Origin of the sequence: Arthrobacter sp. Soil761 (assembly GCF_001428325.1) — a bacterium.
GTDB lineage: Bacteria > Actinomycetota > Actinomycetes > Actinomycetales > Micrococcaceae > Arthrobacter.
Genome location: NZ_LMSF01000001.1, coordinates 50,360 through 73,770 on the forward strand (window position 1 = coordinate 50,360; position 23,411 = coordinate 73,770).

Annotated in this window: 28 protein-coding genes; 7 read left to right on the plus strand and 21 right to left on the minus strand. The window is 65.7% G+C overall.

The features are described from left to right. The first annotated feature begins 23 nt into the window (after window positions 1-23). The 6 genes from ASG79_RS00180 to ASG79_RS00205 all read left to right on the plus strand — a co-directional run bounded on the left by ASG79_RS00180 (window position 24) and on the right by ASG79_RS00205 (window position 4,438). Window positions 24-389 carry a hypothetical protein gene (locus ASG79_RS00180; RefSeq protein WP_056387413.1) on the plus strand — a complete coding sequence of 122 codons (366 nt, stop codon included), beginning with the start codon at window positions 24-26 and terminating at the stop codon, window positions 387-389. A gap of 109 nt (window positions 390-498) precedes the next feature. Next, window positions 499-870, plus strand: a complete 372-nt coding sequence (locus ASG79_RS00185) for an HU family DNA-binding protein (RefSeq protein ID WP_056388141.1) — start codon at window positions 499-501, stop codon at window positions 868-870. 144 nt (window positions 871-1,014) lie between these two features. Next, window positions 1,015-2,073: a hypothetical protein gene (locus tag ASG79_RS00190; protein ID WP_056387415.1), complete on the plus strand. Its 1,059-nt coding sequence runs from the start codon at window positions 1,015-1,017 to the stop codon at window positions 2,071-2,073. 111 nt (window positions 2,074-2,184) lie between these two features. After that, window positions 2,185-2,382: a hypothetical protein gene (locus tag ASG79_RS00195; protein WP_056387418.1), complete on the plus strand. Its 198-nt coding sequence runs from the start codon at window positions 2,185-2,187 to the stop codon at window positions 2,380-2,382. A 228-nt stretch (window positions 2,383-2,610) separates the two neighbouring features. After that, on the plus strand, window positions 2,611-3,630 hold the full coding sequence (locus tag ASG79_RS00200) for an ATP-dependent DNA ligase (protein ID WP_056388143.1): 1,020 nt from the start codon (window positions 2,611-2,613) through the stop codon (window positions 3,628-3,630). Window positions 3,631-3,658: 28 nt separating this feature from the next. After that, a complete protein-coding gene (locus ASG79_RS00205) occupies window positions 3,659-4,438 on the plus strand; it encodes a hypothetical protein (RefSeq protein WP_056387420.1) in 780 nt (259 codons plus the stop codon). Window positions 4,439-4,508: 70 nt separating this feature from the next. On the opposite strand, the gene ASG79_RS00210 is transcribed toward ASG79_RS00205, so the two are convergent. From ASG79_RS00210 to ASG79_RS00290, 17 genes are all read right to left on the minus strand, one after another. Further along, entirely contained in the window at window positions 4,509-4,751 is a 243-nt protein-coding gene (locus tag ASG79_RS00210; protein WP_142938892.1) for a hypothetical protein, read from the minus strand. Between the two features lie 11 nt (window positions 4,752-4,762). Further along, window positions 4,763-5,104 carry a hypothetical protein gene (locus tag ASG79_RS00215; protein WP_142133565.1) on the minus strand — a complete coding sequence of 114 codons (342 nt, stop codon included), beginning with the start codon at window positions 5,102-5,104 and terminating at the stop codon, window positions 4,763-4,765. Window positions 5,105-5,158: 54 nt separating this feature from the next. Continuing rightward, window positions 5,159-5,665 carry a hypothetical protein gene (locus ASG79_RS00220; RefSeq protein WP_056387430.1) on the minus strand — a complete coding sequence of 169 codons (507 nt, stop codon included), beginning with the start codon at window positions 5,663-5,665 and terminating at the stop codon, window positions 5,159-5,161. Beyond that, window positions 5,658-6,029, minus strand: coding sequence for a hypothetical protein (locus ASG79_RS00225; RefSeq protein ID WP_056387433.1), 372 nt, complete (start codon window positions 6,027-6,029; stop codon window positions 5,658-5,660). Before ASG79_RS00225 ends, ASG79_RS00220 begins: the two co-directional genes overlap by 8 nt. 157 nt (window positions 6,030-6,186) lie before the next feature. Then, on the minus strand, window positions 6,187-6,681 hold the full coding sequence (locus ASG79_RS00230; protein WP_056387434.1) for a hypothetical protein: 495 nt from the start codon (window positions 6,679-6,681) through the stop codon (window positions 6,187-6,189). Between the two features lie 28 nt (window positions 6,682-6,709). Beyond that, entirely contained in the window at window positions 6,710-6,994 is a 285-nt protein-coding gene (locus ASG79_RS00235) for a hypothetical protein (RefSeq protein ID WP_056387438.1), read from the minus strand. Beyond that, a complete protein-coding gene (locus tag ASG79_RS00240; RefSeq protein WP_056387441.1) occupies window positions 6,991-7,254 on the minus strand; it encodes a hypothetical protein in 264 nt (87 codons plus the stop codon). The genes ASG79_RS00235 and ASG79_RS00240 overlap by 4 nt, the downstream gene beginning before the upstream one ends. Window positions 7,255-7,256: 2 nt before the next feature. Beyond that, window positions 7,257-7,958, minus strand: coding sequence for a hypothetical protein (locus ASG79_RS00245; RefSeq protein WP_056387443.1), 702 nt, complete (start codon window positions 7,956-7,958; stop codon window positions 7,257-7,259). 36 nt (window positions 7,959-7,994) lie between these two features. Beyond that, window positions 7,995-8,936, minus strand: coding sequence for a hypothetical protein (locus tag ASG79_RS00250; protein ID WP_056387446.1), 942 nt, complete (start codon window positions 8,934-8,936; stop codon window positions 7,995-7,997). A 62-nt stretch (window positions 8,937-8,998) separates the two neighbouring features. Then, a complete protein-coding gene (locus ASG79_RS00255) occupies window positions 8,999-9,619 on the minus strand; it encodes a hypothetical protein (protein WP_056387450.1) in 621 nt (206 codons plus the stop codon). A 107-nt stretch (window positions 9,620-9,726) separates the two neighbouring features. Continuing rightward, the gene (locus tag ASG79_RS00260) at window positions 9,727-12,516 is read right to left on the minus strand and encodes an AAA family ATPase (RefSeq protein WP_056387452.1); all 2,790 of its coding nucleotides are present in this window, start codon (window positions 12,514-12,516) and stop codon (window positions 9,727-9,729) included. Between the two features lie 328 nt (window positions 12,517-12,844). Continuing rightward, window positions 12,845-13,054, minus strand: coding sequence for a hypothetical protein (locus tag ASG79_RS00265; protein ID WP_142133563.1), 210 nt, complete (start codon window positions 13,052-13,054; stop codon window positions 12,845-12,847). 106 nt (window positions 13,055-13,160) lie between these two features. Further along, the gene (locus ASG79_RS00270) at window positions 13,161-15,104 is read right to left on the minus strand and encodes an AAA family ATPase (protein WP_082581620.1); all 1,944 of its coding nucleotides are present in this window, start codon (window positions 15,102-15,104) and stop codon (window positions 13,161-13,163) included. Between the two features lie 147 nt (window positions 15,105-15,251). After that, window positions 15,252-16,943, minus strand: coding sequence for a hypothetical protein (locus tag ASG79_RS00275; RefSeq protein ID WP_056387459.1), 1,692 nt, complete (start codon window positions 16,941-16,943; stop codon window positions 15,252-15,254). 103 nt (window positions 16,944-17,046) lie between these two features. Next, the gene (locus ASG79_RS00280) at window positions 17,047-18,291 is read right to left on the minus strand and encodes an AAA family ATPase (RefSeq protein ID WP_056387461.1); all 1,245 of its coding nucleotides are present in this window, start codon (window positions 18,289-18,291) and stop codon (window positions 17,047-17,049) included. A gap of 220 nt (window positions 18,292-18,511) precedes the next feature. Continuing rightward, window positions 18,512-19,543: a hypothetical protein gene (locus ASG79_RS00285; RefSeq protein ID WP_056387464.1), complete on the minus strand. Its 1,032-nt coding sequence runs from the start codon at window positions 19,541-19,543 to the stop codon at window positions 18,512-18,514. Between the two features lie 137 nt (window positions 19,544-19,680). After that, window positions 19,681-20,637, minus strand: a complete 957-nt coding sequence (locus tag ASG79_RS00290; protein ID WP_056387467.1) for a hypothetical protein — start codon at window positions 20,635-20,637, stop codon at window positions 19,681-19,683. A 171-nt stretch (window positions 20,638-20,808) separates the two neighbouring features. Between ASG79_RS00290 and ASG79_RS00295 the strand changes: the two genes are divergently transcribed. Next, window positions 20,809-21,366: a LysM peptidoglycan-binding domain-containing protein gene (locus ASG79_RS00295; RefSeq protein ID WP_056387469.1), complete on the plus strand. Its 558-nt coding sequence runs from the start codon at window positions 20,809-20,811 to the stop codon at window positions 21,364-21,366. 70 nt (window positions 21,367-21,436) lie between these two features. On the opposite strand, the gene ASG79_RS00300 is transcribed toward ASG79_RS00295, so the two are convergent. The 4 genes from ASG79_RS00300 to ASG79_RS00315 form a co-directional block, all read right to left on the minus strand. Next, window positions 21,437-21,778 (minus strand): hypothetical protein, encoded by a 342-nt coding sequence (locus tag ASG79_RS00300; protein ID WP_056387472.1) that lies wholly within the window; start codon window positions 21,776-21,778, stop codon window positions 21,437-21,439. Continuing rightward, window positions 21,771-22,073 carry a hypothetical protein gene (locus ASG79_RS00305; protein ID WP_056387475.1) on the minus strand — a complete coding sequence of 101 codons (303 nt, stop codon included), beginning with the start codon at window positions 22,071-22,073 and terminating at the stop codon, window positions 21,771-21,773. Before ASG79_RS00305 ends, ASG79_RS00300 begins: the two co-directional genes overlap by 8 nt. Window positions 22,074-22,290: 217 nt before the next feature. Beyond that, window positions 22,291-22,818, minus strand: coding sequence for a hypothetical protein (locus ASG79_RS00310; RefSeq protein ID WP_056387479.1), 528 nt, complete (start codon window positions 22,816-22,818; stop codon window positions 22,291-22,293). Between the two features lie 169 nt (window positions 22,819-22,987). After that, a complete protein-coding gene (locus ASG79_RS00315; protein WP_142938874.1) occupies window positions 22,988-23,395 on the minus strand; it encodes a hypothetical protein in 408 nt (135 codons plus the stop codon). Between the last annotated feature and the right edge of the window lie 16 nt (window positions 23,396-23,411).

Here is a 23,411-nt window from a genome sequence, read left to right on the forward strand (position 1 = left end):
ACGAACGAGAAGGAGACAGGACCATGAGCGACGACCAGCAGGTAGAGCAGCAGGAGCGGTACGGTTCCCGGCTCGCCCAGATGTTCGGGTACGTCACGTCCGAGGACCGCGGTCGCTGGGAGCAGCAGCGTGCGCAGAACAAGAAGAACGTCAACGTAACCAAGCAGGGTGCGAAGTCCTCCGTGAGCTCGATGATGGAGTTCGGCGACAAGAACATCAACGCCAAGCTCAACGCGGCCCACCGGATCGCCGACCAGCAGCGGTTCGACGAGTCCCACGACAAGATCGTCAGCACACGGCGCGATCCGAAGACTCGGTCGATTATTGAGTCAGTTGACTACGAGTACAAGGACGACCGCCAGTCCATTGATCCGGATTTCGAGCTTTAGTTGAATGAATACCGACAGGTCTGTGGATCGCTTTTCGACAGGCCTGTCGGATAAACTGGTTTTCAAGCAGGAAGCGGACGACGAGGGATGATAGGACAAAGGTGTGGGCATGAAGACGACGGTTCATCCGCGGATCAGCAAGCGTGGATTCATCTCGAAGGTGGCCGGCCGCAGCGGACAGCCGATAAGGGTGGTGAGTGAGGTGTACGAGTCGCTCATCGCGGAGCTCACCGACGCCGTGCGCCGTGGAGACACCGTCGTGCTCACCGGCTTTGGCCGCTTCGCCCGGCAGACGCACAAAGGCCACAAGGTCCGGTTCGGCAAGAAGGACGTGGATGACTACTCGGTGCTGAAGTTCTCAGCGTCACGCAGCATCAATCGACGGCTCGATCCGGACACTGACCTGGGCGGCCAGGAGACCTTGAGGCTGATCGATGAATTTGACGAGGCTGAGGAGGTCCTTGCCCGGGTGGCGGGATAGACGACGGGCAGCTGCTGACAGAAAAAAAGAAGAACCCCGGCGATGCGGAAGCATCACCGGGGTTCTTCTGTCCGTAAGGGGCTGCAGGTGCCAAGACCGGTCCCTGTGCACGGCGCATCGTCAGGGGTCGCTTATGATCGCTCGGTGATCTCGTCTGAATTCCTCACCTGTACCTCCCATGTGCCATTGCTCCAGTCAGTGGTGCAATGCGATCCATTCAGTGTGATTGTCAGGTCGGCGGAAAAGGACTGGGACCCGAGCACTTTGTTGTCCGCCCTCAGCCAGGCGTCGGCCGTTCTGGTCGCCATCATTGGTGGTTTCCTGGTCAGCCGGCTTGTCGCGATCTCCAGCGAACGCGAGGGTATCAGGAGGTTAGTGGAAGCAGCCACCGGCCGTATTCAGCACATTGAGTCGGACCTGGACCAGGCCCATCAGACGCGATTGAACAGGGCAAAGAGCTATCTCTACGAAGAAGCAGTGGAGAAAATACTCGAAGATCCGGCTTTGGATCTCGACTCCTTGATCCAAGGCCGCTTGCTAGGGGGAACGGCAGTGGATGAGCTCAAACCGTATGCGCTTTCGCTTCGGCAACGCGTGCAGGACGCGGTGAAGGCTATCAACGGGAAGCTCAGGAAGGGTGACACCAAGGCGTTGGAGCTTGAAGCTCTTGTCGAGCGGGGTCTGGTGATTGCTGACGCCGATCAGGATATTTACGAACAGGCCTTCAAGCATCGGCGACGCAGCCTTCCCTCTCCGGCGGGTCTGGCGATGTTTGGACCGAGCAGCTATGCGGATTTATCTTCGGTACTTCGACCGGGGATCATTTCAGATGCGGCACACGCGGCAAGCCTGCGACGGCAGGACGAGGAAATCAAGGCTGAGGCAGATCTGCGGACGCAACTCCGGGCGGCTGTGGCCGAGCGGGACCGCTTGGATGAAGAGCTGGCCCGCGTCGGCAAGCCTGTGGGTGTGGCTGCGGCCATGTGGATGCTGGGCCTCCTCTCGCTGGGAATCCTCGTACCGTTGATCATGATGGCCTTTGAGCCCAAGGGCCTGGACGTCGTGTCCAAGATTCTGCTGCTTGGCAGCTTTGTCATCGGACTGGTGGCGATTCTTTGGTATGTCGGTTGGTTCTGGCTAAAGATCGGCAAAGACAAAACACAAGCCACGCCAGGAAGGTCCTCGGAAGCCCCGCCCCGGTAAAGGCCAGTAGTCACGCAATCTTGATGGCCGCCTTTGCCGACGTTTTGCCGTTGCATTGCGAACCTCGGCGGCAATGCTCCAGGCAGCCGTTTCCGCAGTTCCGTTGGCCGGATGCACGAGAACACCGTGTGGGCCCGTGAGGCTTTCACCTGTACGGGTGCTGGCGTGCACGCAGTACCTGCGCTGGTTGTGCACGGTGTAGGTGAGTTCCAACTCCAGTTCGACATCCCAGATGTGCTGCTGGTCCCGCAGAGCTTTCCTTGTCGCCGCCAGGAACATCAGGGCCGCGGCATCTTCAATCTGCTGTGAGGTGGGTTCCTTGTAGCGCCGGCCACCGGCAGTCCCGGCAGACCCAGCGGGGTTTGTAACAGCTTCAGTGGACATGACGACTCCTGTTTCGAATGTGGTTGGTTTCCCTGATCGAAGAAGGACCCGGTCACAGCTTTGCTGTGACGCTTCCCGGTGCTTGGTGCTGTATCCAGCCGGGAGGAAGCCTTGTTTCCACCCCTGCTTCGCTGGGCTTACGCTGTGCCCACGATGTTCGAAGGTTTGCCGGCCGCCCTGCATCCTCCTGTTGCCCTTGCTTTGGCCAAGGCCGTGGAGTCGATACCACGCGGTGACGCACTGTCCGGCGGCTCAGTCTTTGAGATGAAGTTCGACGGTTTCCGGGCAGTGTGCCTGGTCGGTTCGGATGGGGCGTGGCTCTACAGCAGACAGGGCAAGGATCTGAGCAGGTACTTTCCGGACGTGTTGGCTTCCGTGCGTGAGCAGATCCCTCCGGGCTGTGTTGTCGATGGCGAAGTTGTGGTGTGGTCCGAAGGGCGGCTGGATTTCGATGCGCTGCAGATGCGCCTGGTGAGCTCAAAGGCGGCTCTTGCGGAGCTCGTGATGAAAAGCCCTGCCTCGCTGATCGCCTTCGACGTCCTGGCAGTGGCGGGGCAGGATACCCGCGGGCTTCAATTCCGGGACCGCCGGGCTCTGCTCGAGGAGCTGGCGCGCGGGTGGGTTCCGCCACTGCATCTGTCACCGGTGACCAGCGACCAGGCCCTGGCGGCCACGTGGTTCAGTGACATGACCGCCACGGGCGTGGAAGGAATTGTGATCAAGGGTGAAGGGCAGACGTACGAGCCCCGGCGAATCTGGCTGAAGGTCAAGAGCAGAAGCGCCCTTGATGTGGTTCTTGCGGCGGTCATAGGTCCCATGGCGCACCCGCGGGCAGCGGTGGTGGGTTTGCCGGTACACGGACGGCTGCGGATTGTCGGCCGGTCCACGTCCTTGACGGCTCGTGCGGGAAGGGATCTGGCCACATATCTTCGTCCTCCCCGGGGAAGGCATCCATGGCCGGAGGAAATCAGCGAACGGGTGCTGGACCGCTTCACCAAGGAGGGCGGCACCACTCGCTTGACTTTGGTGGAGCCGTTGGTGGTTGAAGTCTCGGCCGACATAGCCTGGTCGGGTCAGGCATTCCGGCATTCAGTCCGCCTCATGCGGGTCAGGCCTGAGTTGTCGCCGACGGAAGTATCCCTCCCGGAAGGCTTCCAGCGTGCCTGGCGATAAAGAATGTAGCCATGTGAAGAATGGAGTCATGCGACGAGAAGATGAACCTGAAGAGTTCGAGATTGCCGACTCGTATTTTCAGGAGCTGAGGACCTGGCTGGGCTTCCGGGATTCCCACGAGGCATGGATCCCGGAAGCCGGAAGCCGTCTGGCGCAGGACGATGGGCTCATCAAACCCCACCAGGCGTCGCACAACATCGCCAATGCGGTAGTCAGCGCGATCGATCATTTGCACGCGCTGGACAGCATCATGCTTGGTGCCGGAGCATCACATACTCTTGCCCCGTTCTCGCTGGTCAGGGCAGCCATTGAGTGCGCCGCACAGGCCGCCTGGATTTCAGCGCCAGAAGAACAGGCGACCAGGATAGTTCGTTCGCTGTCTCTGTCGCTGAAGGTAGCCAAAGACCGCGAGACTGCGTACAGCGAACTGGCACGTCGCCATCCGAATCTTCAGGGAACGCTTCCGGACTTCGACAGCGACAAGGCGCAACTGCAGGCTATTCTCGATGCCTCCGGGGCCGCTGGAAAGTTGATTCTCCCCAGCAGCACGCACATACTCACGCAGGTCCGCGACCTGGTGCCCAGGACGTCCGCCTTGTCCGTATGGCAGCTGTGCTCGGGTTTTGCCCACGGCAGGCGCTGGGCCGCGGATGCCGTGCTGAAGCCGGCGCAGTCAACTTCTCTGCCGGATGATGTCATCGCCAAGGAAAACCGGCCGACCATGAGGCTGCTTGTCTGGGCCCTTACCCCGGCTATGGATTTGATCCGGTACAGCCTCGAGCGGCATTCCGAGCTGTCGCGGGCCTAAGCAGCCAATTTGTACCCGCTGAAGCAAGAATCGGCGGCCGGAGCGGGTACTGCAAAAGATGCCGCGCGACTCAGTTATCCGCGATGGCGAAGATCACGACAATGATGATGATCGGGATGAGCAGCACGCCCGCGCCGGCGGCGAGGTGCTCCCAGCTGAACGGCGAGTTGAGGAAGGCGATGAAGCCATCCCACAGGCTACGGACGGAGCCCACGGCCCAGGCGAAGAAGCCGGTAGCCCAGCCGATGACGGCGGTGACCGAGACTCCGCTGAGCGCGCACAGCCCCACGATCGTTCTGGTGTTCCTGAGCATGGCCAGTCCCCTCATTTCCGGTCCTCGAACAGCAGGTAGTAGAGCCCGATGTGCGGGATGACGAGCACGGCGAAGGCCAGCCAGGCCCGCTTCGGATCCTCGATCACCCATGTGATCCCCTCTTTGACGGGTTCGGCGTACGCGAGCACCGGCGCAAGAACATCGGTGCGGAAGACCACATGGAAGATGCCGTAGGCCATTCCCAGGGCGATCGCCAGGGCAAGGCTCCGGCGGATTGTCAGCTGCGCCCGCGGGCTCATCCCCCGGCGTGGTTCCGCGACTGCCGGATCCCAGGTCTGGTGGTCCGTGTCGTAGTCGTGCATCACTTCATCCCGTCTCCATCGAATCATCATTCATGTCCATTCTATGAGAAAGGCTGAATGACGAACAGAAACGAGGCCCAATGGTCAGTCGAACTCGAGGTCTGCACCGACTGGTGCGGGTGTGTCGAGCCCCCTGCCCGCCTGCGGGGCATGATTCTTCGCCGCGGATGCGCGGCGCTGGGCGGCGAGCTGGTCGAGGGTGACCCCGACGGGCCGCCCGAGGCGCTGGCCGGCTGTCCGGTAGACCTCGCTGTCGCGGCGTGCGCCGATGGCGACGATCTCGCGCCGGGTGATGCCGCCGGGCGGCTCGGGCCTGACGTCGCGTGAGACGATGCGCAGCGGCGGCTTCTCATGGGGGTCCGCACCGACGTAGGTTGTGTCGCAGTCGGAGAGGTCGGCAAAGCGGGAGTCGTAGTCCAGCGGCTTAGTCGGGTGGCGGCGGCCGTTGAGCCGGTGGAGCATGACGATGGTGGCCTCAAGGAGCGCCTCGTCCCGGCTGTGCGGATTCTTCAGGGCGCGCTGGTTGAGCCGTTCGATGTCCTGGCGGGCCCCGGGGCTGAGATGGACCTTGATCCGCAGCCCCTCAGTCATCGTCGAGCACCTTGCGGATCATTGACCGGGCAGGCTCGCCCAGCTCATCGCCGAGCTCATCGAGGGTCAGGCCGGGCTCCTCGGAGGCGTCGGAGGCACGGATGCGGCGGGAGAGCTCGGCCTGGAAGGCAGTCTCGTCGGCATGGACCCGCCGGAGCAGGTCGACGAAGTCGGCGAACGGGATTACGGCGGCCTCGGGGACGTTCCCGTCACCGAAGATCAGGGGCTCGGCATCCCCGGCGCGGAAGCGCTCGAGCAGGGTGCCCAGGTCGGCGGCGGTAATCTTCTGGGTCGGGGCGACGTTCACGGAGAACTTCGGCAGGGAGCCCTCGCGCGGGGCCTGGGGGGTCTTGTCGTCAGTCATGGTTCCAGTCTATTCGTGGTCGACTGGGATGCCAGTGCCTCATATCCCACCATTCCTGATGGACACTGAGTCGCTGGGGAATGGCGTAGCGGGGCAGTTGAAGAGAAGCAGGCCCGCGCCCTGCGGCCCACTGCGGGTCGAGGGCGCGGGCCATGCATCAGAACTCGCCCGAGCCGGGCTGGACGTCGAACACCGGCACGCCGAGGGCCTGCCAGGCGCGGATCACCCTGGGCCGGTCATCCAGCGCGAGCCGGACGTCCCACCGCCCGCGGATGAAGGCCTCGTAGATCTCGGGCTTGACGATGTCGTCCGGCCGGCGGTCGCCCTGTCCGCGCATGAACAGAGGGCAGCTGGCGGTCCACTCCCCCACATGTTCGATGAGCCAGGCGTAGGTCGCGCGGCCGACGTCCCAGCCGTTGTCGTCCAGGACCGGCCTGCCGGAGCAGAACACGATCTCAAGTCCGGCAGCGTACAGGGCGCGCACGGTTTCGATCACTGGCGGGTTGGGCAGGTCCCAGGGGACGAGCCGGTACTCGTGGTGTCCCCTGATGAAGCGTCCGTCGGGAAGTGTGTGCGTGGCGACTGTCCCGTCGATGTCGACGATCACGGCCGGCGAGAGGACCGCGGTCGTGGCAGTGCTGATTTCTGTCATGGTGGGTCCCTCCTTCCGGGCGGTGAGGCTATTCAGTGGACGGACGCTCGGCCTCGACGTCGAGCGGGACGATCGTCCCGAAAAGTCCTGCAGCATGCTGTGGCCCGTGCGGGACTGCCAGCGGGTCGGGACCATCGGGCATGACCCCGGACTCTCCGCATGTGGGACACGTCCATGTCCAGGTGACAGGCGCGTGCACGACGCGCCTGTCGATGATCATCCAGTCGAAGCGGTCAACCCAGTCCTCGCGGCCGAGAGGCTGGCAGAGATCGGCGTCGAAGAGGGCATCGGGCACTGGTGTCCGGCTGCTCATCGCACTCCTTCTTCGGCCGGTGCGGGACCGGGCTGGGCCACCCAGTACTCCCCGAGGGGCTGGATGGTCCCGTCTTCATGGCCATGGCAGGTCAGTTCGAGAGAGCCGGCCCATTCGTGGGGACCCTGGGTGATCGCGGTGCCAGCCGGCACCTGCAGCGGAGCGTGGTCGTGGCCGTGGTAGTCGCGGCAGGCCGACTCGTCGTCGTTCGCGAGCTTGAGGGCGCAGCACGCGCAGAGGATGAAAACACCACTGGCCAAGGTCAGTCCCCGCCTTCCTGGTTGTCGTACTGGCTGACATAGCCGATGAGAAAGTTGTCGTCGACCGGATCGAAGCCGTGCTGCTCCGTGAACTCCGCGTGGTACTCGGCAGGGTCCCGGTCTCCCGGGTGCGGCCGGACGGAGCCGATCGCGTTGGCGATCCACTCCAGTTCGTCGGCACCGGACCACTCCGGCTTGGTGCCGAGGCCGAGGGCATTGGCGTCGACGATGTCGGTGTCGGTCACAGGTCCGGGGTTGCCGTTGGTCCGGGACAGCGGCCTGCGGCAGTCGGGGATGAATCCCATGGCAAGCAGGACGGTCACCGGCAGGTGGTGGGCGTGCCAGATCGCGTCGGCGGCGTCGGTGGGGGAATCGCCCGAGGAGAGTCCGCCGGAGAGGTACAGCCGGTAGCCGGCGACCTCGATGGTGTCCGTCTCGCTGGAGTCCAGCACCTCTTCGAGCTCGTCGATGATCCTGCGGCCGACGCGCTTGATGACCTCCGGGGTCGGCTCGCCCTCGGCGTCCAGGTGCATGTCGGGGTCGAAGTCCTCGACCAGCTCCTCGAGCTGGGACTCGGGGTCGTCGAACCGGAACGATTCAGGGTCCGCGGTCTCCTCGACCATCAGGCGGCCGCGTTCGAAGTCGATCGGCTTGGTGCGGTTGGCCGGGACGGCGATGGCCGCGGTGAGCATATCGGCGCTCATGGGTTCTCCTTGGGTCGGGATGTGGGTGGGGTCGGCTCAGGCGGCGGATTGCTGTGTCTTCGCGGCGGCGTGCTCGCGGTAGAGGCGCACAGCCAGGTCGACGCAGTAGCAGGTGAACAGGAAGTGGATGTCCCAGTCGCGCAGGTCCCACTCCCAGGTGTCGGAGCCGACGGTGTCCTCGTGCTCAGCCAGCCATTTGTGGGCCTCCGACTCGCTGTCGGCGTGCCAGCGGGCGTCTTCGATGATTTCCATGCGCCGCTCGGCAGGGGAATGTCGTGGGACCTCGATGTCGGCGATCTCCATCCAGTTGTGTTCCTCTGTGAGCCGGTCGAACTTCTCGTCGGGGATGCCGTCGGTGCTCCAGAGGGCAGCACGCGCCGCAGCGGCCGCGTTCCGGCGCTCGTGGTTCAGCACGGTGTCGGTGGCCGCTCGGTGCTCCTGGGCGGTCCAGTGGGCCTCGAAGAGCGCCAACTGTGCGTCCCCGTCAAGGCCGCGCAGTTCGTGCAGGCGCGCCAGCAGCGCCAACTGCTGATGGTGGACCTCCTGGGCCTCGGTGCCGAGTCCCTCGCTTTCTTCGAGGTGCTCCCGCACCAGCTGGATGAAGAGATCCGGGTCGTACTGCTTTACTTCGCGGGAGCGGCCGCCGCAGAGCTTCTCGGCCCAGTAGCGGAAGTCGATGCTTGGCGCACCGTCGGAGTAGTAGCCCTCGCTCTTGCCGGCCGACGCGAAGAACCCGATCATGTCTGGTTCTCGGGTGAACATGTAGCCGTCGGCGATGTCGCCGCTGGTGGCCAGGTGGCCGGGCCAGGTGGTGACGTCCCAGGACCACATGCGGGTCCCTGGGGCCTGGATCCTGAAGTGGCGGTAGAGATCCTCGTCGTGCAGAACGACGAGGACGTGCTCCCGGGTCTGGGCGAGAAAGTCGGCGTACGTACGGGCGTACGGGTTCTCGGGCTTGACGGTGTCAGGTGCGGACATGGCGGGTCCCTTCCGGGTCTGCTGGTCAGGGTTGTGGTCGGGGCCGTCCGCTCGGGCGGTGCTCAGAGGATCGGCAGTGGCCGGCCGGAGGGCTTGTAGTGGCCGTCGGCCTCGTCGAGCACGGCCTCGGTGAGGAGCACGGTGGCGGGCATGAGGAACGCACCCACGAGCGCGGCGAGGCGCTGCTCGTCGGCCAGCACCCGCTCGGGGATGCTGCCGCGGGAGCTGAAGAACATGTCGGCACGCTCGATGAGGCTGGCCCGGCGGGCCTCTCTGGAGGTGAAGTGCTCGGCGATGGTCTGTCCGGGGCCGTACTCGGTGATCACCGAATAGAGCGCGGCGGGAACCTCGGTCTTCTTGCGGGTTGTGCTCACGTAGACCTGGACGCCCCATCGGCGGCAGAGCTTGGCGATGGCGTTGACCACGCTGTCCGGGGCGCTCTCCCACTGCCCGGAGCTGGACTGGTACAGCTCGTGCACTTCGTTCGCGGCGGAGGCGTCGATTGCGCCCAGGACGACGTCCGAGGCGGTCAGCAGCTGCGCGCACATGCGCAGCCGGAATGCTGGCGAGGGGTAGTGGTTGTGGAAGACGATCCGGTCGTCGTGGCAGATGACCAGGTCGTAGGCACTGTCGGGGCCCGGCACGAGCTCCTCTGAGCCGGCCTGGATTCCAGTGGCGGTCATGGCGTGCTCCTTCGAAGCTGCATTGGCTGTGTTTATAGGATGGGAAGCAGGAGGCGCGGGCGCTCCGACCTCTCGTGGAGGTGGAGCGCCCGCGCCGGTGCCGTCGGTCAGACGGCTTCTGCGACCTGCTGCTGGTCGCCGGCGGTACCGGCGTCCTCGTCGTCGACCAGAAGGGTCGGGTCGATGCCCGCAGCGCGCTGCGCGTTCTTCTCGTCACGCTCGGTGAGGGCGTTGACGATCTGTTCGTAGCTGCTCTGGATCGGCGGGTTCTTCGCCGTGCCGTAGGAGAGCACGTACTGGCTCTTCATGGCGCGCGTGAACGCGACGTAGAACATCCGCTTGGTGTCCTGGGTCATCTTCGCGTCCTCCTTGTAGAGGACGACGACGTTGTCGAACTCGAGGCCTTTGGCACCGTGGATCGTCGAGACGACGAGGTCGGCCTTGGACTCGAGGTTCTTCCGCTTGCGCTCCTGGTTCTTCTGCTTGTTCACGTTCAGCTTCTGCTGGTTGCGCGTGATCTCGAAGGACAGGAGGTTGTCGCGGAGCCGGTCGAAGAACACGTTCGCAGGCAGGCTGCCCTGGTTGCACAGGGCCACCCAGCCGTTGATCGCGGCGCTGTTCTCGACCCACCACTCGGAGATGGTGCGCAGGATTGCCTTCTCGACGTTGACGTTTCCGGCATTCTTCGTCAGCTTGCCCATGTTGTCCTTGATCCCCTGGGAGACCACGAACGAGGCGTTGGCCGGCTGCACCTGCAGGACGTCGTTCCAGAAGAACTTGATGTACTTCGAGAAGATGTCCGTGGCGTAGACGCGGTCGCTGACGAGCGAGGCCACGTGCTTATTCGGGTAGGCCTTCTCGAGCACTTCCTGGATCAGCGCCACCTCACGGCGGGCGTAGGCCAGGAAGGCCACCTGCTCGCCGCGGTCCAGGCAGGCCTGAACGTACTCCGGGATCACCGTGTTGCGCACGAGCGGCTGCAGGTCTTTGGCGATGAAGCCGGTCAGGCGGGCCACCTCGTGGTAGTTGAGGGTGACCTTCTCCTGGAAGGAGTCGACCGTGGGCACCGCCAGCGAGTTGGCCTGCAGCTGGATGTTGGCGAACTGGTTGGTCTCCAGACCGCCAAGCACGACGTTCGCGAAGTCGAGAATCTCCTGGTTGCTCCGGTAATTCGTCGTGAGCCGGAAGGTCGCGAAGACCCCCGAGCCCTCCAGCGTGTTGAGCGCCCTCGGGTTGGCCGAGCGGAACTCGTACAGCGTCTGGCTGGCGTCGCCGACGATGAACAGCGACTGGGCGTGCTTGGTGATGTACTTCAGCACGTAGATGAACTCGAAGACCGAGTTGTCCTGGACCTCGTCGATGATCAGGTACTTGCTCTGCACGTGGGCAGGCTCGGACATGTCATCGATCTTCTGGTAGCAGATGATGATCTGCAGCTCCAGCGAGGTCTGCTCGATGCGGTCGAGCAGCGCGATCACCTCGTCGAAGTGGTTCTCGACGAAGGTGTTCAGGGCCGTGAACGCGCCGGTCTTGTTCTGGTCGACCTCCAGCAGGCGGTGTCGGAACGTCGCCGCGAACTGGCTGTTCGGGTAGAAGATGTCGATCGAGTTGATGATCGTGTCGATGGCCGAGACCTTGTGGGTCGGGTGGTTCATCGAATAGATGTCGATGATCATCTTGGCGATCGTCATCGAGCCGACGTTCGGGTTCTTCTCCGTGATGTTGTCGGCCGCGGCGTTGGTGAACGACAGGACGGTGATGTCGCTGGCGGGCACCCCGCAGGTCTCGAGGTACTTGATGCGCTCGAGGATCACGGTCGACTTGCCTGTGCCCGCGCCTGCCTGCGTCATCACGAGCGGCTCGTGCGTGCTGAGCGCGTCGAGCTGCTGCTTGGACAGGTGCGGCGGGAAGACCGGGGCCGTGGCCGGCTGGGGCGGCGTGATGAGCTGGCCCTTCATGCGCTCCAGGTGGTCGAGGGTGTGGTTCATCAGCAGGCTGAGGTTCTGCTTGGACAGCTTCGCCGCGATCGGCGCGGAGAACGTGGTGTCCAGCTGCTGGTGGATCCGGCGGTAGGCCTCCAGCGGGACGTTGTAGTTCTCCAGGTAGCGCAGCTGCACCGCGAGCATGTTCAGCTGCTCCTCGGTGGGGCTGGCCGGCATGTCCTGCACGTACTGGCAGACGGTGTCCGAGATGGCCTCGGAGTCCCAGATCTGGGCCAGGCGCGTGATGCGCTCGTAGATCGGGTACTCGTCCATCCAGTCGGCGAGCTTGTCGAGGTTGGTGGCACTCAACCCTGCGGCCGAGAGCACATCCTCGATGACGTCGCGGGCATTCTCTGCGGGGCTGGTGTCCCACTGCAGGAACACCGCCGCGTCGTGGTTACCGTAGCCGATGGAGCGGGATACCGATACGGCACGCTCGGGCTCGGCCAAGCCCTGCTTGAGGAAGTAGAGCTCCAGGCGGTACTGGATCACCAGGTCACGGCGGATCTTGTCGCCGGACTTGTCCTCGTACACGGTCAGGGCCTGGGGGGTCATGTCGAAGTGCACGTCCCAGGAGTTGGTCGGCGTGGCGATGTCGAGCTCGAAGCGGTCATCGACATGCGGTACCGGCAGCGTGAACGACCCGCCCGAGAGCAGGGAGCGGCGCGTGATCGGGGCCAGCGGCACCAGCGCGGTGGTGATGTCGTGGTGGGTCGAGCTCTGCTTGACCTCGATGTCGCGGTCAACCGCGTAGGCGGTGTTGGTCGCAGTGTTGATCGGCCGCAGGCTCTCATTGAGCAGGCCGGTCTTCTTGCCGGACCCGGTCAGGCGCGAGGAGAAGAACTTCGGGTCGACGGTCTTCTGGGCAGCGACGGCGGCTGCGGAAAGGTCGATGTCGTCAAGCAGAATAGGCATGGTGTCGTCTTTCTTCGAACGAATCAGTAGGCGGGTCGAGAGGGTTTGTCGAATGGAAGCCGCATAGACCATGCTCACAGGAGACGAATGGTCAGTCGAATGCTCGTAGACGAGCGCTTGGGTCACGGGCGCGGGCATGAGAGCGGGAGGGCTCGCCTCTGGCGACGAGCCCTCCCGCGCTCCTCTCAACCCACCCGTCAGGGGCCGTGAGGCCCCTGAATCCGGGCGCGGCGGCGTCAGCCCCGCGGACCCGGACACCGCGCACTACCCATGCGCGCGGCGGTCAATCGCAGGCTCACCTCTTGGGTAGGCCCGGCGGGAAGCACCTTCAGTCGGCGTTCCAGGGATTGGCCTTGGTGACGGACCCGGAGGGGTCCACCTCGACAAGGCCGAGCATGAGTGCGAGATCACGGCAGTCGGCCGCGTCCGCCGAGTGGGCGGAGACCAGCAGCAGTGCGTCGCCGCAGATCTGCTCGCTCCTGTCTTCGGGCTGTGCCGAACGGACTGTGCCGACGGCGGTGGTGGTCGTGGTGGTCATGGCAGTGACGTCCTTCTTCCTGTGTTCGAACGCGGTGCGCGCACGCACGAGCGCCCCCACCCCAGGTATCCGGGACAGGGGCGCTCGAACGCAGTGTGGTGCCGGATCAATCGACGGCCAGCGGCTCCGGCTCGTCGGAGACGGCGGCTGCGGGTGGGATGAACGCAGTCGACGCAGCCGACGCAGCCTGGGCGGCGAGCAGCCGGTCCTCGATCCACACGCGCACGGCCTTGCCGGCCGGACGCGCACCCTGGGAGTCGACGTAGGTTTCCTCGGCGACGGCACGCAGCTCGTCGTCGGGGATCGACGCGGGCAGCGTCTGGCCCAGGCGGGGCCTGGCGTCCAGGATCCGTTCGCGCTGGCGGCTGTACTCCGCCGCGAGGATTTCCCGGTAGGCCTGCTCGTCGACCGGGTTGAAACCCACGACGAGTGAGAACCGCCCGAGCAGCTCTGCGTCGAAGAACTGAGCCAGCTCCTTGGTCAGGGACCGGTGGGAGACCGCCGGCGGGGCCGAGCCGAAGCCGACCGGCTTGCGGTTCAGGGCTTCCCGCGCGGCGTTGGTCGTGCAGATCACCAGCGCCTTGGAGAAGTCCAGCACCTTGCCGTGGGCGTTGCGGATGTAGCCCTCGTCGAAGGCCGAGAGGAATAGCCGCTGCACGGCTTTGTCCGCCTTCTCGAACTCGTCGAGCAGGATCACCCGGTGGGGGTTGGACTCGAGCGTGTCGAACGGCAGCTCGCGGTTGGAGTCCGAGCCCACGTAGCCGGGAGGTGCCCCGACGATCTTCGCGGTGTCCGAGGGAGTGTGGAACTCCGTCATGTTCAGAATGATCGGCTCGGTGCCGGTCATCTGCTCCGCAATGATCTTCGCGGTCTCGGTCTTGCCCACGCCCGAGGCTCCGGCGAGCATCCAGGTTGTCGGGGTCGACGTCGGGAACAGGTCCAGCTCCTCGCGGGCCAGGCGGTCCACGAGCTTCTCGAGCACGTCGTCCTGTCCGCGCAGGCGGCCCAGCAGGGTCGCCCGGAGGGTTGCGACGTCGAAATCCGGACGCTGGGCGTTTCCGGTCATCAGACGCTTGGCCACGTCCAGGACGCGTTTGGTAGTCAGCGGCACCTGCGGGATCGACCGCAGGGTGTTCACGAGTGCCGTGTCTCCGGCTGCCTCGGCCTGGACGATGAGCTTCTTCTGCTCCAGCACACGGTCGGCCATCGCCCGGTCCAGCAGCGTGATGGCGCTGTCGGGGCGGTGCTGCCCGGCACGGGAGTTCTCCTCCGCGATCCGGACCGTCTCCGCCAGGACATCGTCGGAAACCGCGATCTGGTGGCGGTAGTGCGCCACCAGGCCCGGACGGACACTGCCGAGCACCGTGAGGGTTTGCTCGACGGTCAGTTCGTCGACGATGAGCGGGGTGAAGCGCCGCGCGAAGGCAGGGTCGTCGTCGAAGGCCCGGGACTCCGTGGAGGTGGTGGCACCGATGACGCGCATGTCGCCGCGGGCCAGGGCAGGTTTGAGCACCTGCGAGACCTTTCGCAGCACCGAGTCGGTGTGGGAGGTGGATCCACCGGTGATTTGGTGGATCTCGTCCATGAACAGGATGACCTTGTTCTTGGGGTCTGAGGCGAAGTCGATGACGGCCTGGACCTTCTCCTCCAGCTGCCCGACGATGCCGGAGCCGGCGACGAGGTTGGTGATGGGCAGCTCGTAGACGGTGAAGCCCTTGAGCTGGTCGGGGATGAGGGTGTCGCCCAGGGCGATCCGGCGGGCGATGTCCTCGACGATCCGGGTCTTACCAACGCCGGCGGAGCCCTTCAGGAGCACGTTCGGCTTGTTCCGGCTGATCAGGACGGAGAGGACCTGCTCGATGAGCGCGTCGCGGAACATCGTCGGGTCGGCGTTCTTGAACTTCTCGTTGTAGTCGACGAGGAGCTCCTTGACGGCGTCGTCGGACTGGCCGCCCTGGCTGGGGATGCCGCCCATGGGCGGGAAGCTCGGAGGCGTGCCGCCGCTGTTCGTGTCGTCGTCGGAGCCCGACGTGAAGTTGTTGAGGCCCATCGCGGGTCCCTCCTTCGGTGGGGTTCGCCGGGCGGCGCGCTGGGTGGGCGCGCCGGGATGCCCGGCAGGGTTACGGGTAGGTCTGAGGGAGGAGGAGACGCCGGCCGGTTCGGCCGGTCGGCGTCTCCCCTGTGGCCGGGAGCAGGATCAGAGGACCATGCCCAGCAGCTTCTGCCGGATGCTCGGGTCGATGTGCTGCATGCCGTTCGCGTACGCCTCGGCGGAACGGACCATGTACTTCCAGTCCATGGCCGAGCACGGGGCGTAGTAGAGGTTCGGCGGGTGCTCCTCGCGTCTCGAGGGCGGAGACCACTCGAAGTCGGTGATCATCAGCGACAGCCGGCGCTTGCGCACCGGGGAGGCGTTGATGTAGTCCCACACCTGCTTGAACTCGGTGCCGCCGGTGACCTTGGGCACCTTCCGGAACTCCTGCCAGATCTGCCGCGTCGACTTGTTCTCGACCTTCAGCAGCGTCTCCTGGGAGAGCATGTGGCTGAAGGAGTTGAAGTACAGGTTGACGTTGAGCTTCTTGGCGATCCGGATGAGCATCAGCACCGCCTCCTGGTAGTTCTCCTCGGAGATCGACCCGGAGGTGTCGATGAAGACGTGCAGGTCGGGCATGTACTGCACCGAGGTGATCCGGCCCGGCTTGTTGAAGTCGTCCGGGTTGCGGCGGTTGGCCTTGAGGAAGGTCGTCTTCGTCGTCCGGTAGACGTTCTGGGACTTGTTGACCTTGCCCATGCGCTTGAGCACCCGGGTGATGTCCTTGAACAGGTCCAGCTTCGTGGGCGGGGCCTTGCGGAACTTCACCTGGGCCGAGCGCGAGCCCGGCTGTCCCGGCTGCTGCCGTGCGCCCATGGCAGCGGCCCTGGCAGCTGCTCGCGGGAGCGAGGTCAGCTTGGACAGCGCGGCGTTGGAGACGACTTTCACGGGTGAGGCGAGGGACTGGTTGATGAGGTTCCACTCCCCCGTTACCTTTGCGGCGGTGGCGCGGGCGTGGGCCTCGACGTTGACCAGGACCAGCGACCGCGGGCAGAACAGCTCCCCGACGGTAAACGGCATGATGCCGGTGTCGAGGGCGGCCGCGCCTGTTGAGGCGGCCTTGCGCTGCTGGTCGACGTAAGTCATCAGCATGCGGATGACCAGCCGGGCGAAAGAGAACTCGTCGTTGCCGTCGGAGTCGTCCTTGCGCAGCAGCAGCGATTCGGTCAGCCCCTTGAGCGAGAGGTTCGCGAAGTCGTTCAGCAGCCGGAGGGTGTCCGCCGGCATCGCGTTCGCGCCGGCCATCGTCTGCACCTGCTGGTTCAGCCAGATCTTGAAGCCGTCGAACGCGGCAGAGGACTGGAACCAGAACCCGAGGGTATTCGGGTGGTAGGTGTAGGCGACGGAGGCGAAGAAGGCGCTCTCGTCGGCGGAGCCTGCGAGCAGGCCCTTGGCCGCGGGGATGACATCGTTCTGGGCTGAGTAAAGGACCCGGGCTGACGGCGCGGGCCACTTGTTCTGCTGCCCGGCCTGGACAGCGAACAGTTCGCCCACCGGCAGGGGCGTGCCCTGGTCATAGCTGACCATGGTCTGCCCGAGCAGCGCCTTGGCGTTCTTCTCGGCGGCCGGGTCCATCGTCTCGCCGAGGCAGCGCATGACGATGTCCAGGACGTCGCCGGTGATGTCGTGGCCCGAGCCGTCGACGATGCTCGCCGGAGCGCTGGGGTTCAGCGGCTCCAGCAGCGGGTCGACCAGGACCTTCTGGATGGCCGGCATGGGGTCGTAGTCGCCCGTGCACGAGATCGTGTGCAGGGCGTCGAGCACCGCCGGCTTCTGGTTCGTGACGGTGATCGTCATCGTGGTCTCCTAATGCGGTCTGAGGCGACGGGTGTCGTGGGATGGCGGGGGACGCTCCGGAACGGAGCCGGTGGCGTCCCCCGCCGCCCGGTGCCGGGTCGGCTCAGAGGAAGGCCGACAGGGACGGCTTGACCGCGGCCACGATCGGCGAGTCGACCTCGAGGAAGGCCTCCAGGTTCTGCCGGTCGAACTGCCCGGTGGTCACCAGCTCGAACAGGGTGCGCGTGTGCTCCGGCTCAATCTGGACGGCGGCCTGCGCCAGCTGCTCGATGAGGCGCGAGTTGTCATCCTTCTCCTTCATCGCGTAGAGCAGCGAGCCGGAGACCTCGTTCTGGGTCAGGCCCGAGATCTGCGCGGCGAGGTCGGTGACCGTGCCCGCGGACTTGAGGGTCGCGTAGCAGTTCGGCTTTGGCACGTTGACTCGGTTGTGTGCCGGGCCGCCCGAGTTCGATGCGAGGTCTTCGGCGATGACCGCCACGAGCTGGGTGGTGAACATGGTGTCGCCGGTGAAGGCCTCGATCGCCTCGTTGAGCAGCGAGGTGTCGCGGCCGCCGATCTGGACCGGGGTCGCCAGGTGGCTTGCCAGCTCCTGGCGGTCGACGCGGTTCAGCCACCGGGAGAGGTGGTCGATGGTGCGCGGCGTGGTGAGCTGGTTCATCTCCTCGCCGCCGTCGAACAGCTCGGCCATGGTGACGTTGCCGTCGTCATCGTCGTCATCGCGGCCGTCGGCCACGATGGAGTTCGGCGTCGACTTCTGGAAGATGAGTCCGGGGTGCTGGGTGAGGACTTTCTTCACCCAGGGGTTGAGCGCGTCACCGAGGACGGACATGAGGGTCGTCGCATCGGGCTCGACGTGGAAGATCGCGAAGCGCGACAGCGAGGCCTCGTCGAGAGTCGTGACGTTACCCTTGTCGTTGCCCGCCACGATGAGGCGCACGTTCTCCGGCAGTTCGATGTGGCCCATGCGCCGCAGGGTCACCAGGGTGAGCGCGCCGGAGGTCACGTCCGAGGTCGTGCGGTTGATCTCGTCGAGGAAGAGGATCGGCCACTCGCGCGGGTTCTCCAGCGCGTAGTCGATGCACTCCTGAATGACCTGGTGCGGGTAAAAGACCTGCTTGTAGGACTGTGTCCCGTCGGTCTTCTCGTAGGGCACCAGGCGCGCGCCGGTGAGGTCGGCCTTGTCGGCGAGCTGGTTGCAGGGCAGGACGAAGGCTTTGGTGCCCATCGAGTAGGCGAGAGCCTCGACGAAGGAGGACTTGCCGATACCGGGCTCGCCCATGAGCGCGGGCGTGGCCCCGACCTCGAGGGACTGCTGGATCAGAGTCGTCAGGGTGTCGTTGAACTTCATGGGAATGTCTTTCTGGTCGTGGGTGAGCTGTGAGCAGGTGAGACGGGAGACGGACCCACGGCAGGGCTGAGCGCCGTACGGGACATGTCGGAAGCAGGGCCACAAGGCCCGGTGACGGGGGCGGTCGGGCTCAGAAGCCCACCGCCTCCCCATCCCCGATCGGGCTCCGCCCGATCCAGTCCTTGTTCCACCGCCAAACCGATGGGCAACCCCCAAAGGTTCACCCCGCCTCGGCGGAGGCTTCCCGTGCCGCCACCAGGGCAGCGGCACGGTCCAGCAGGAACGGCCTGCCGTTGCGCATCTGGGCGTGCTTGGGCCGAGGCTCGATCACCGCCAGCGAGGTCTTGTACAGCAGCCAGGCCTCGTCACCGGAGGAGAACTGCGCGCCGAAGGACCGGTAGGTGCGCAACGGCAGCTGCATGCCGGTGTAGAGGACACCCAGGACGGAGAACTCCCAGCGGGAGCGGTCGTTGTCGAAGTCCTCGGGCGTCTTCAGCCGGTCGCGGGAGCCGGCGAGTGTCTGCTCGACGATGGCCTCGGCGTACGGGATGTCGGGCATTTCGCCGTCCGTGCCGACGGCGGTCGAGGGGATGCTGATGCTTGGCTTGGCCTTGGCGGCGAGGTCTGCATACAGGTCCGCCACCGAAGAGAACCGGTCGGAGGCTGGTCGCGCCGCAACGTGTTCGACGATCCGCTGCGGCACCGGGTTGCGGGTGAACGTGCACCAATGGTCCAGGAGGACCTCGTACCAGCCGTGCTCCTCGCGCAGGACGCGCTTGTCAGCGGCGATCGGGAAGTCGTGGAGGTTGGCAGGCAGCGGGGCGACCAGGTGGAAGCCCCGGCCCGACATCGACAGCTCCGAGTACAGGATTCCGGGCAGGCGCAGGATGTCTGCGGCCACGTCCGGCGGGCAACCGGGCTCGACGTCGATCACGATCAGACCGTCGGAGGGGGCCTGCAGGTAGAAGGCAGCGTTCGCCGCGTTCGGCAGTGTGGCGGCCAGCTGGTCGAGAGTGAGCAGGCAGGTCGCGTCCAGGGCGAAAGCTCCGCGCAGGGGGCCTGCGTGGCGGCAGCCCGGATTGCAGCCGTCGAGCAGGTGCCGCACATCGATCGGTGCCTTGCGGCCGGAGTCCTCGTCGTCGAGCTCGCCGAGCCGGCCGGAGATGGTCCAGCGGCAGGCGGTCGCCAGGGCGCGAATCGCGGGGTTGTCATAGAAGCTGGGGAAGATCGCGCGGGGATCGACGGCGGTCACATCAATGCCTTCTTGTCGGGAGCGGATGAAAACAGGGCCGGGTTGCACTCCGGCCCTGAAAGACGAGACCCCCGTACGGCATGGATGCCTGCACGGGGGTCTCGTCTGGGGGTTCGGTCGGTCGGATCGGCCTTGGATCAGCCCTGGTAGGTGATTCCGGCCTGCTGGGCATCGCCGGAGCCGCCCCACGGGCCCTGGCCGGCGGGAGCACCCACGGCCGAACCCGCGTTCTTCAACTCGGCGTTCTCACGCTCGAGGCGGGCGAGCTTCTGCTCGGGCGTCTCCTGCTGCGGCTGCACCGCGGGGACCGGGGCGGCAACCGGAGCCACGGCAGGGGCCGCCTGCGGAGTCACCGCGACCGGTTCGGTCAGGACCTGCGCGTGGGCCTGGGCGGGGACCGGAGCCGCGACTGAAGCCGCGACGGCGGGCTGCGGGGCCGGGAAGGACAAGCCGTCCTCGACCTCGGTGGCGACCGGCTCCTCGCCGTTGCCGACGGCGGAGCCCGAGCCCGGCTGGGCCTGGACCGCGCGGGGCGGGGCGTTGAAGACGATGCCGCGGGCCGCGAGCTCCCCGCTGGCGACGCCGCCGGCGTTGTAGTAGCGCGGGGTCTCGTGCACAATCACCTGGTCGAGCGACAGGCCGCGGTTGGCGAAGTTCTTCGGCTTGTAGACGCGGAGCACGAGCGTCACGTCCAGTCCCTGTGCCAGCTCCTGGCCGGAGGTGTCCTGGTCGTAGGTGCCATCACCCTTCTCGGACGGGATCGCGATGATCGGCAGGTTCGTGCCCTTGGAGTCGATCGAGTAGTTCGCGCCCGAGGCTGGGTTCTTCTTCGAGGTGTAGCGGCGCTCGGAGACGAACTGCTCCTCGACCGTGGGGTTCGCCGGGTCGGCGAACTGCACCTCGGCCTCGGTGATCGTCGCCGTGGTGTGCGGCTTGCCCACGGGGCTCATGCCGTTCTGGACCTTGCGCTGGTCGCTGGCGGCGAGGGCAGCACCCTCGATGAGGCTGGTCAGCCGGGCGAAGGCGAGCTTGCCGCGGATGAAGACGCTGGTGCCCTCGGTGAGCTGGTTGGCGGAGATGGAGTAGTTGGCCATGGTGGTGGGTTCCTTCTGTTGAGTGATTCGGTGGTTCGTGGCGGCCCGTCGGACTGGTCTATGACTCGTCTATTCCTTCTCCTATTCTATCAAGAGGCACTGGACTACGAGTAGAATGTGCATGAGGACTCGAATGGTCACAAATGGTGAGCTGGATAGAGAGGGACAGGGATGACGGATACGATGCACAGGCCCGAGGAGAAGGTCGCTGATGCGGCTCCCCCGGCCCGGGTGGCGGTGCAGCGGCGGGACCGGCTTGGGCCCCTGGGCTATGGCGGTGGACCGGTGCTGGCGGCCGGGATCATGGCCGGTGGCGCGCTGCTGTTCGCCGGCTGGGGCGCGACGCAGCTCCTCACTGCTGACCGGAGCCCGGCGAGCGATGCGGCGGCAGCTTCCCAGCACGAGGAGGGCACCGTGACGGTGACCTTGCCGGACCGGGACCGCAACGGGGTCCCGGACGCCTTCGAGGCCAAGGCCGGTAACGGCAGCTCTGCGGACGGCCAGGGTTCGGGCACCTCGGCGTCGGGCAAGGGCGACGAGGACAAGCCGGCGCAGGTCCCCGAGCCGAAGCCACAGCCGCGGGTGTATGTGATCCAGTGGGGTGACACCCTCACGGAGATCTCGGCGGAGACCGGAGTGCCGATCGGGGCCCTGGTCGAGAAGAACCGGATCCAGGATCCGAATCTCATCTACGCCGGGGCCTCGCTGCTCATCCCGCCCACGGCGTGAGAGCAGGCCTGGGGCCCGGACTGCGCCGACCTTCAGCGCAGTCCAGGCCTCTTGCTGTGTCCGGAAACGGTCAGTCGGCGGGTCCTGCAAGCATCTGCTGCAGCGATCGCAGCCGCGTCAGCTCGGCCTGCATGCGGGCGACGTCGTCCGGCGCGTAGTCCTGGGGGTAGTCGAGCTTGTACTCGGCGAGCAGCTCGATCTTGGCGGCGAGGAGGTCCGGCACGCCGAGTTCGTCGATCAGGGCCCGGGTGAAGGCCCGGAACGCGTCCTCGTGGGTGATCGCCGCGCCCTGGGCCCAGCCGAGGGCTGCGAGGGCGGATTCCCCGTCCTCATGGGTGAGGCCCCGGGAGGTGACGACAGCGGCTGCGGCCTTCTCGGTGAGGCTTGCAATCGTTCCGGTCAGGTCAGTCATCGGCACCGCCGCCTTGCCCTGCGGCGCTGTCGCCGGCCGGGGGCGACGGGGTCTGGATGTCCAGCCAGATCTGCATGGCCTCCAGGACGTTCGAGACCCCGTCGCCTTCGTCGAGCGTGATCAGCTCCGTCCATCCCGACTGCGTGAGTGTCGAGACGGCGAACTCTTCCCTGGCCGCAGTCACCTGGTAGAGCCCGGAGCCGGCGACTTCGTAGATGGTCCGGCCGTGCCGGGCGGAGCCTTCGGCCCGTTCGTACTTGACGGGCAGCTGGGCTGCGCGGAGAGGGACGGTCATGGGCTACTCCTGTGGGTCGTGGCTCTCAAGAACAGACGATTCGGTAACGGTGGCCGCGCCGCGCACCGCGCGGCTGCGACCACCACGGAACGACCCCCGGGACCGGCGTGAGCCGGTCCACGGTCTTTTCCACCGGTTCCCCAGGGAAGCAAAAGACCCCGCCTCGGCCGAAGCCGGGCGGGGTCGATCGAGCGCCGGAAGAAGTGCTGCGCCGCGCTCAGGCGGCGTCTGTGTCGGCCTCACCGGGATCCTCGGCAGCGTCGTGCTTGTCAAACAGGAAACCCCGGGCCTGGCCGCTGGCCATCATGTCTCCGAGGTGCGCCAGGAGCACCGCGCGCTGCGTGGTCCGGCGGTCCTCCAACGGGTCGTAGTCGCGCAGGGCATCCAGGTTGACCACCCAGCCGTTCTCGCGTTCGACGGCTTCCTCAAGTTCGGAGCCAGCGGCGACGGTCATATCGGTGAAGTCGTGGTCGAACTCGGGTGTGACGTCGAGCCGCCGTGTCGGGTCGTCGATGTAAAGCGTGTCGCCGAACAGCAGCCCGCCGGAGCGGTCGAAGGCGGTGAGAAAGACGCGGTCGGCGCGGGAGGTGTTCTCGACATGCACGGCGGCCACGGCGTCGTTGGCGAGAAAGTCCGTCTCGCTCAGACGGGCATAGATGCGTGAGCGGGCTTCGTAGCACCACATGATCGACCGGGCCTCGTCGAATCCGCGGAACTCGTCGGAGGGGGGCTGCATATCGACCATCTGATGCTCCTTCACGGGCGTGATCACCTTAGTCCGGCGGGACATCACGATGTACGGAATCGCCGGGCTGTGGTTCCCATCCTGCCACAGGAGTGGAAAAGATTCCACTCAAATACCAAACGCCGGCACGAGGAAGACGTCCGCAGGGTGGTGGGACCCCGCGGCGGGATCAGTCTTGAGCGGAATCAGGGCTCTTGGGCGGGTCGTCGAGCTGTTCGCTCTTGCGCGCCAGCTCCACAATGGCCCGGATGCTGGCCAGTGCGCCGTCGCTGAGCCCGTGCACACGCAGGGCGATGGTGCGCTCCTGCGGGGTCAGCTCCTGCTCGGTGGCGCTGTCTGGCTCGTTCTCCTCCAGGAAGTAGGACAGGGGGACGTCGAAGGCGTCGGCCAGGGCTCGGAGGTGCTGCAGGCGGGGATTGTGGGCCTCCCCCTTGCGCAGTTGCTGCAGGTAGCTGAGCGACATCGAGGAGATGCCGCGCTGCTCCATTCTCTGGACGATTTCCTGCAGGGTGACGGGGCGACCGTGTGGTCCCGCCGTCTCCGCGAACAAGCGTTCTAGTCGCTGGGCGATGGTCACGGAGCTGGATCCTCCT

Bases quoted from the DNA above. Each gene is read 5' to 3' on its own strand.
- ASG79_RS00180 (WP_056387413.1), top strand. From the start codon at position 24: ATGAGCGACGACCAGCAGGTAGAGCAGCAGGAGCGGTACGGTTCCCGG.
- ASG79_RS00185 (WP_056388141.1), top strand. From the start codon at position 499: ATGAAGACGACGGTTCATCCGCGGATCAGCAAGCGTGGATTCATCTCG.
- ASG79_RS00195 (WP_056387418.1), top strand. From the start codon at position 2,185: ATGCACGAGAACACCGTGTGGGCCCGTGAGGCTTTCACCTGTACGGGT.
- ASG79_RS00200 (WP_056388143.1), top strand. From the start codon at position 2,611: ATGTTCGAAGGTTTGCCGGCCGCCCTGCATCCTCCTGTTGCCCTTGCT.
- ASG79_RS00205 (WP_056387420.1), top strand. From the start codon at position 3,659: ATGCGACGAGAAGATGAACCTGAAGAGTTCGAGATTGCCGACTCGTAT.
- ASG79_RS00210 (WP_142938892.1), bottom strand. From the start codon at position 4,751: ATGCTCAGGAACACCAGAACGATCGTGGGGCTGTGCGCGCTCAGCGGA.
- ASG79_RS00215 (WP_142133565.1), bottom strand. From the start codon at position 5,104: ATGATGATTCGATGGAGACGGGATGAAGTGATGCACGACTACGACACG.
- ASG79_RS00220 (WP_056387430.1), bottom strand. From the start codon at position 5,665: ATGACTGAGGGGCTGCGGATCAAGGTCCATCTCAGCCCCGGGGCCCGC.
- ASG79_RS00225 (WP_056387433.1), bottom strand. From the start codon at position 6,029: ATGACTGACGACAAGACCCCCCAGGCCCCGCGCGAGGGCTCCCTGCCG.
- ASG79_RS00230 (WP_056387434.1), bottom strand. From the start codon at position 6,681: ATGACAGAAATCAGCACTGCCACGACCGCGGTCCTCTCGCCGGCCGTG.
- ASG79_RS00235 (WP_056387438.1), bottom strand. From the start codon at position 6,994: ATGAGCAGCCGGACACCAGTGCCCGATGCCCTCTTCGACGCCGATCTC.
- ASG79_RS00245 (WP_056387443.1), bottom strand. From the start codon at position 7,958: ATGAGCGCCGATATGCTCACCGCGGCCATCGCCGTCCCGGCCAACCGC.
- ASG79_RS00250 (WP_056387446.1), bottom strand. From the start codon at position 8,936: ATGTCCGCACCTGACACCGTCAAGCCCGAGAACCCGTACGCCCGTACG.
- ASG79_RS00255 (WP_056387450.1), bottom strand. From the start codon at position 9,619: ATGACCGCCACTGGAATCCAGGCCGGCTCAGAGGAGCTCGTGCCGGGC.
- ASG79_RS00260 (WP_056387452.1), bottom strand. From the start codon at position 12,516: ATGCCTATTCTGCTTGACGACATCGACCTTTCCGCAGCCGCCGTCGCT.
- ASG79_RS00265 (WP_142133563.1), bottom strand. From the start codon at position 13,054: ATGACCACCACGACCACCACCGCCGTCGGCACAGTCCGTTCGGCACAG.
- ASG79_RS00270 (WP_082581620.1), bottom strand. From the start codon at position 15,104: ATGGGCCTCAACAACTTCACGTCGGGCTCCGACGACGACACGAACAGC.
- ASG79_RS00275 (WP_056387459.1), bottom strand. From the start codon at position 16,943: ATGACGATCACCGTCACGAACCAGAAGCCGGCGGTGCTCGACGCCCTG.
- ASG79_RS00280 (WP_056387461.1), bottom strand. From the start codon at position 18,291: ATGAAGTTCAACGACACCCTGACGACTCTGATCCAGCAGTCCCTCGAG.
- ASG79_RS00290 (WP_056387467.1), bottom strand. From the start codon at position 20,637: ATGGCCAACTACTCCATCTCCGCCAACCAGCTCACCGAGGGCACCAGC.
- ASG79_RS00295 (WP_056387469.1), top strand. From the start codon at position 20,809: ATGACGGATACGATGCACAGGCCCGAGGAGAAGGTCGCTGATGCGGCT.
- ASG79_RS00300 (WP_056387472.1), bottom strand. From the start codon at position 21,778: ATGACTGACCTGACCGGAACGATTGCAAGCCTCACCGAGAAGGCCGCA.
- ASG79_RS00305 (WP_056387475.1), bottom strand. From the start codon at position 22,073: ATGACCGTCCCTCTCCGCGCAGCCCAGCTGCCCGTCAAGTACGAACGG.
- ASG79_RS00310 (WP_056387479.1), bottom strand. From the start codon at position 22,818: ATGGTCGATATGCAGCCCCCCTCCGACGAGTTCCGCGGATTCGACGAG.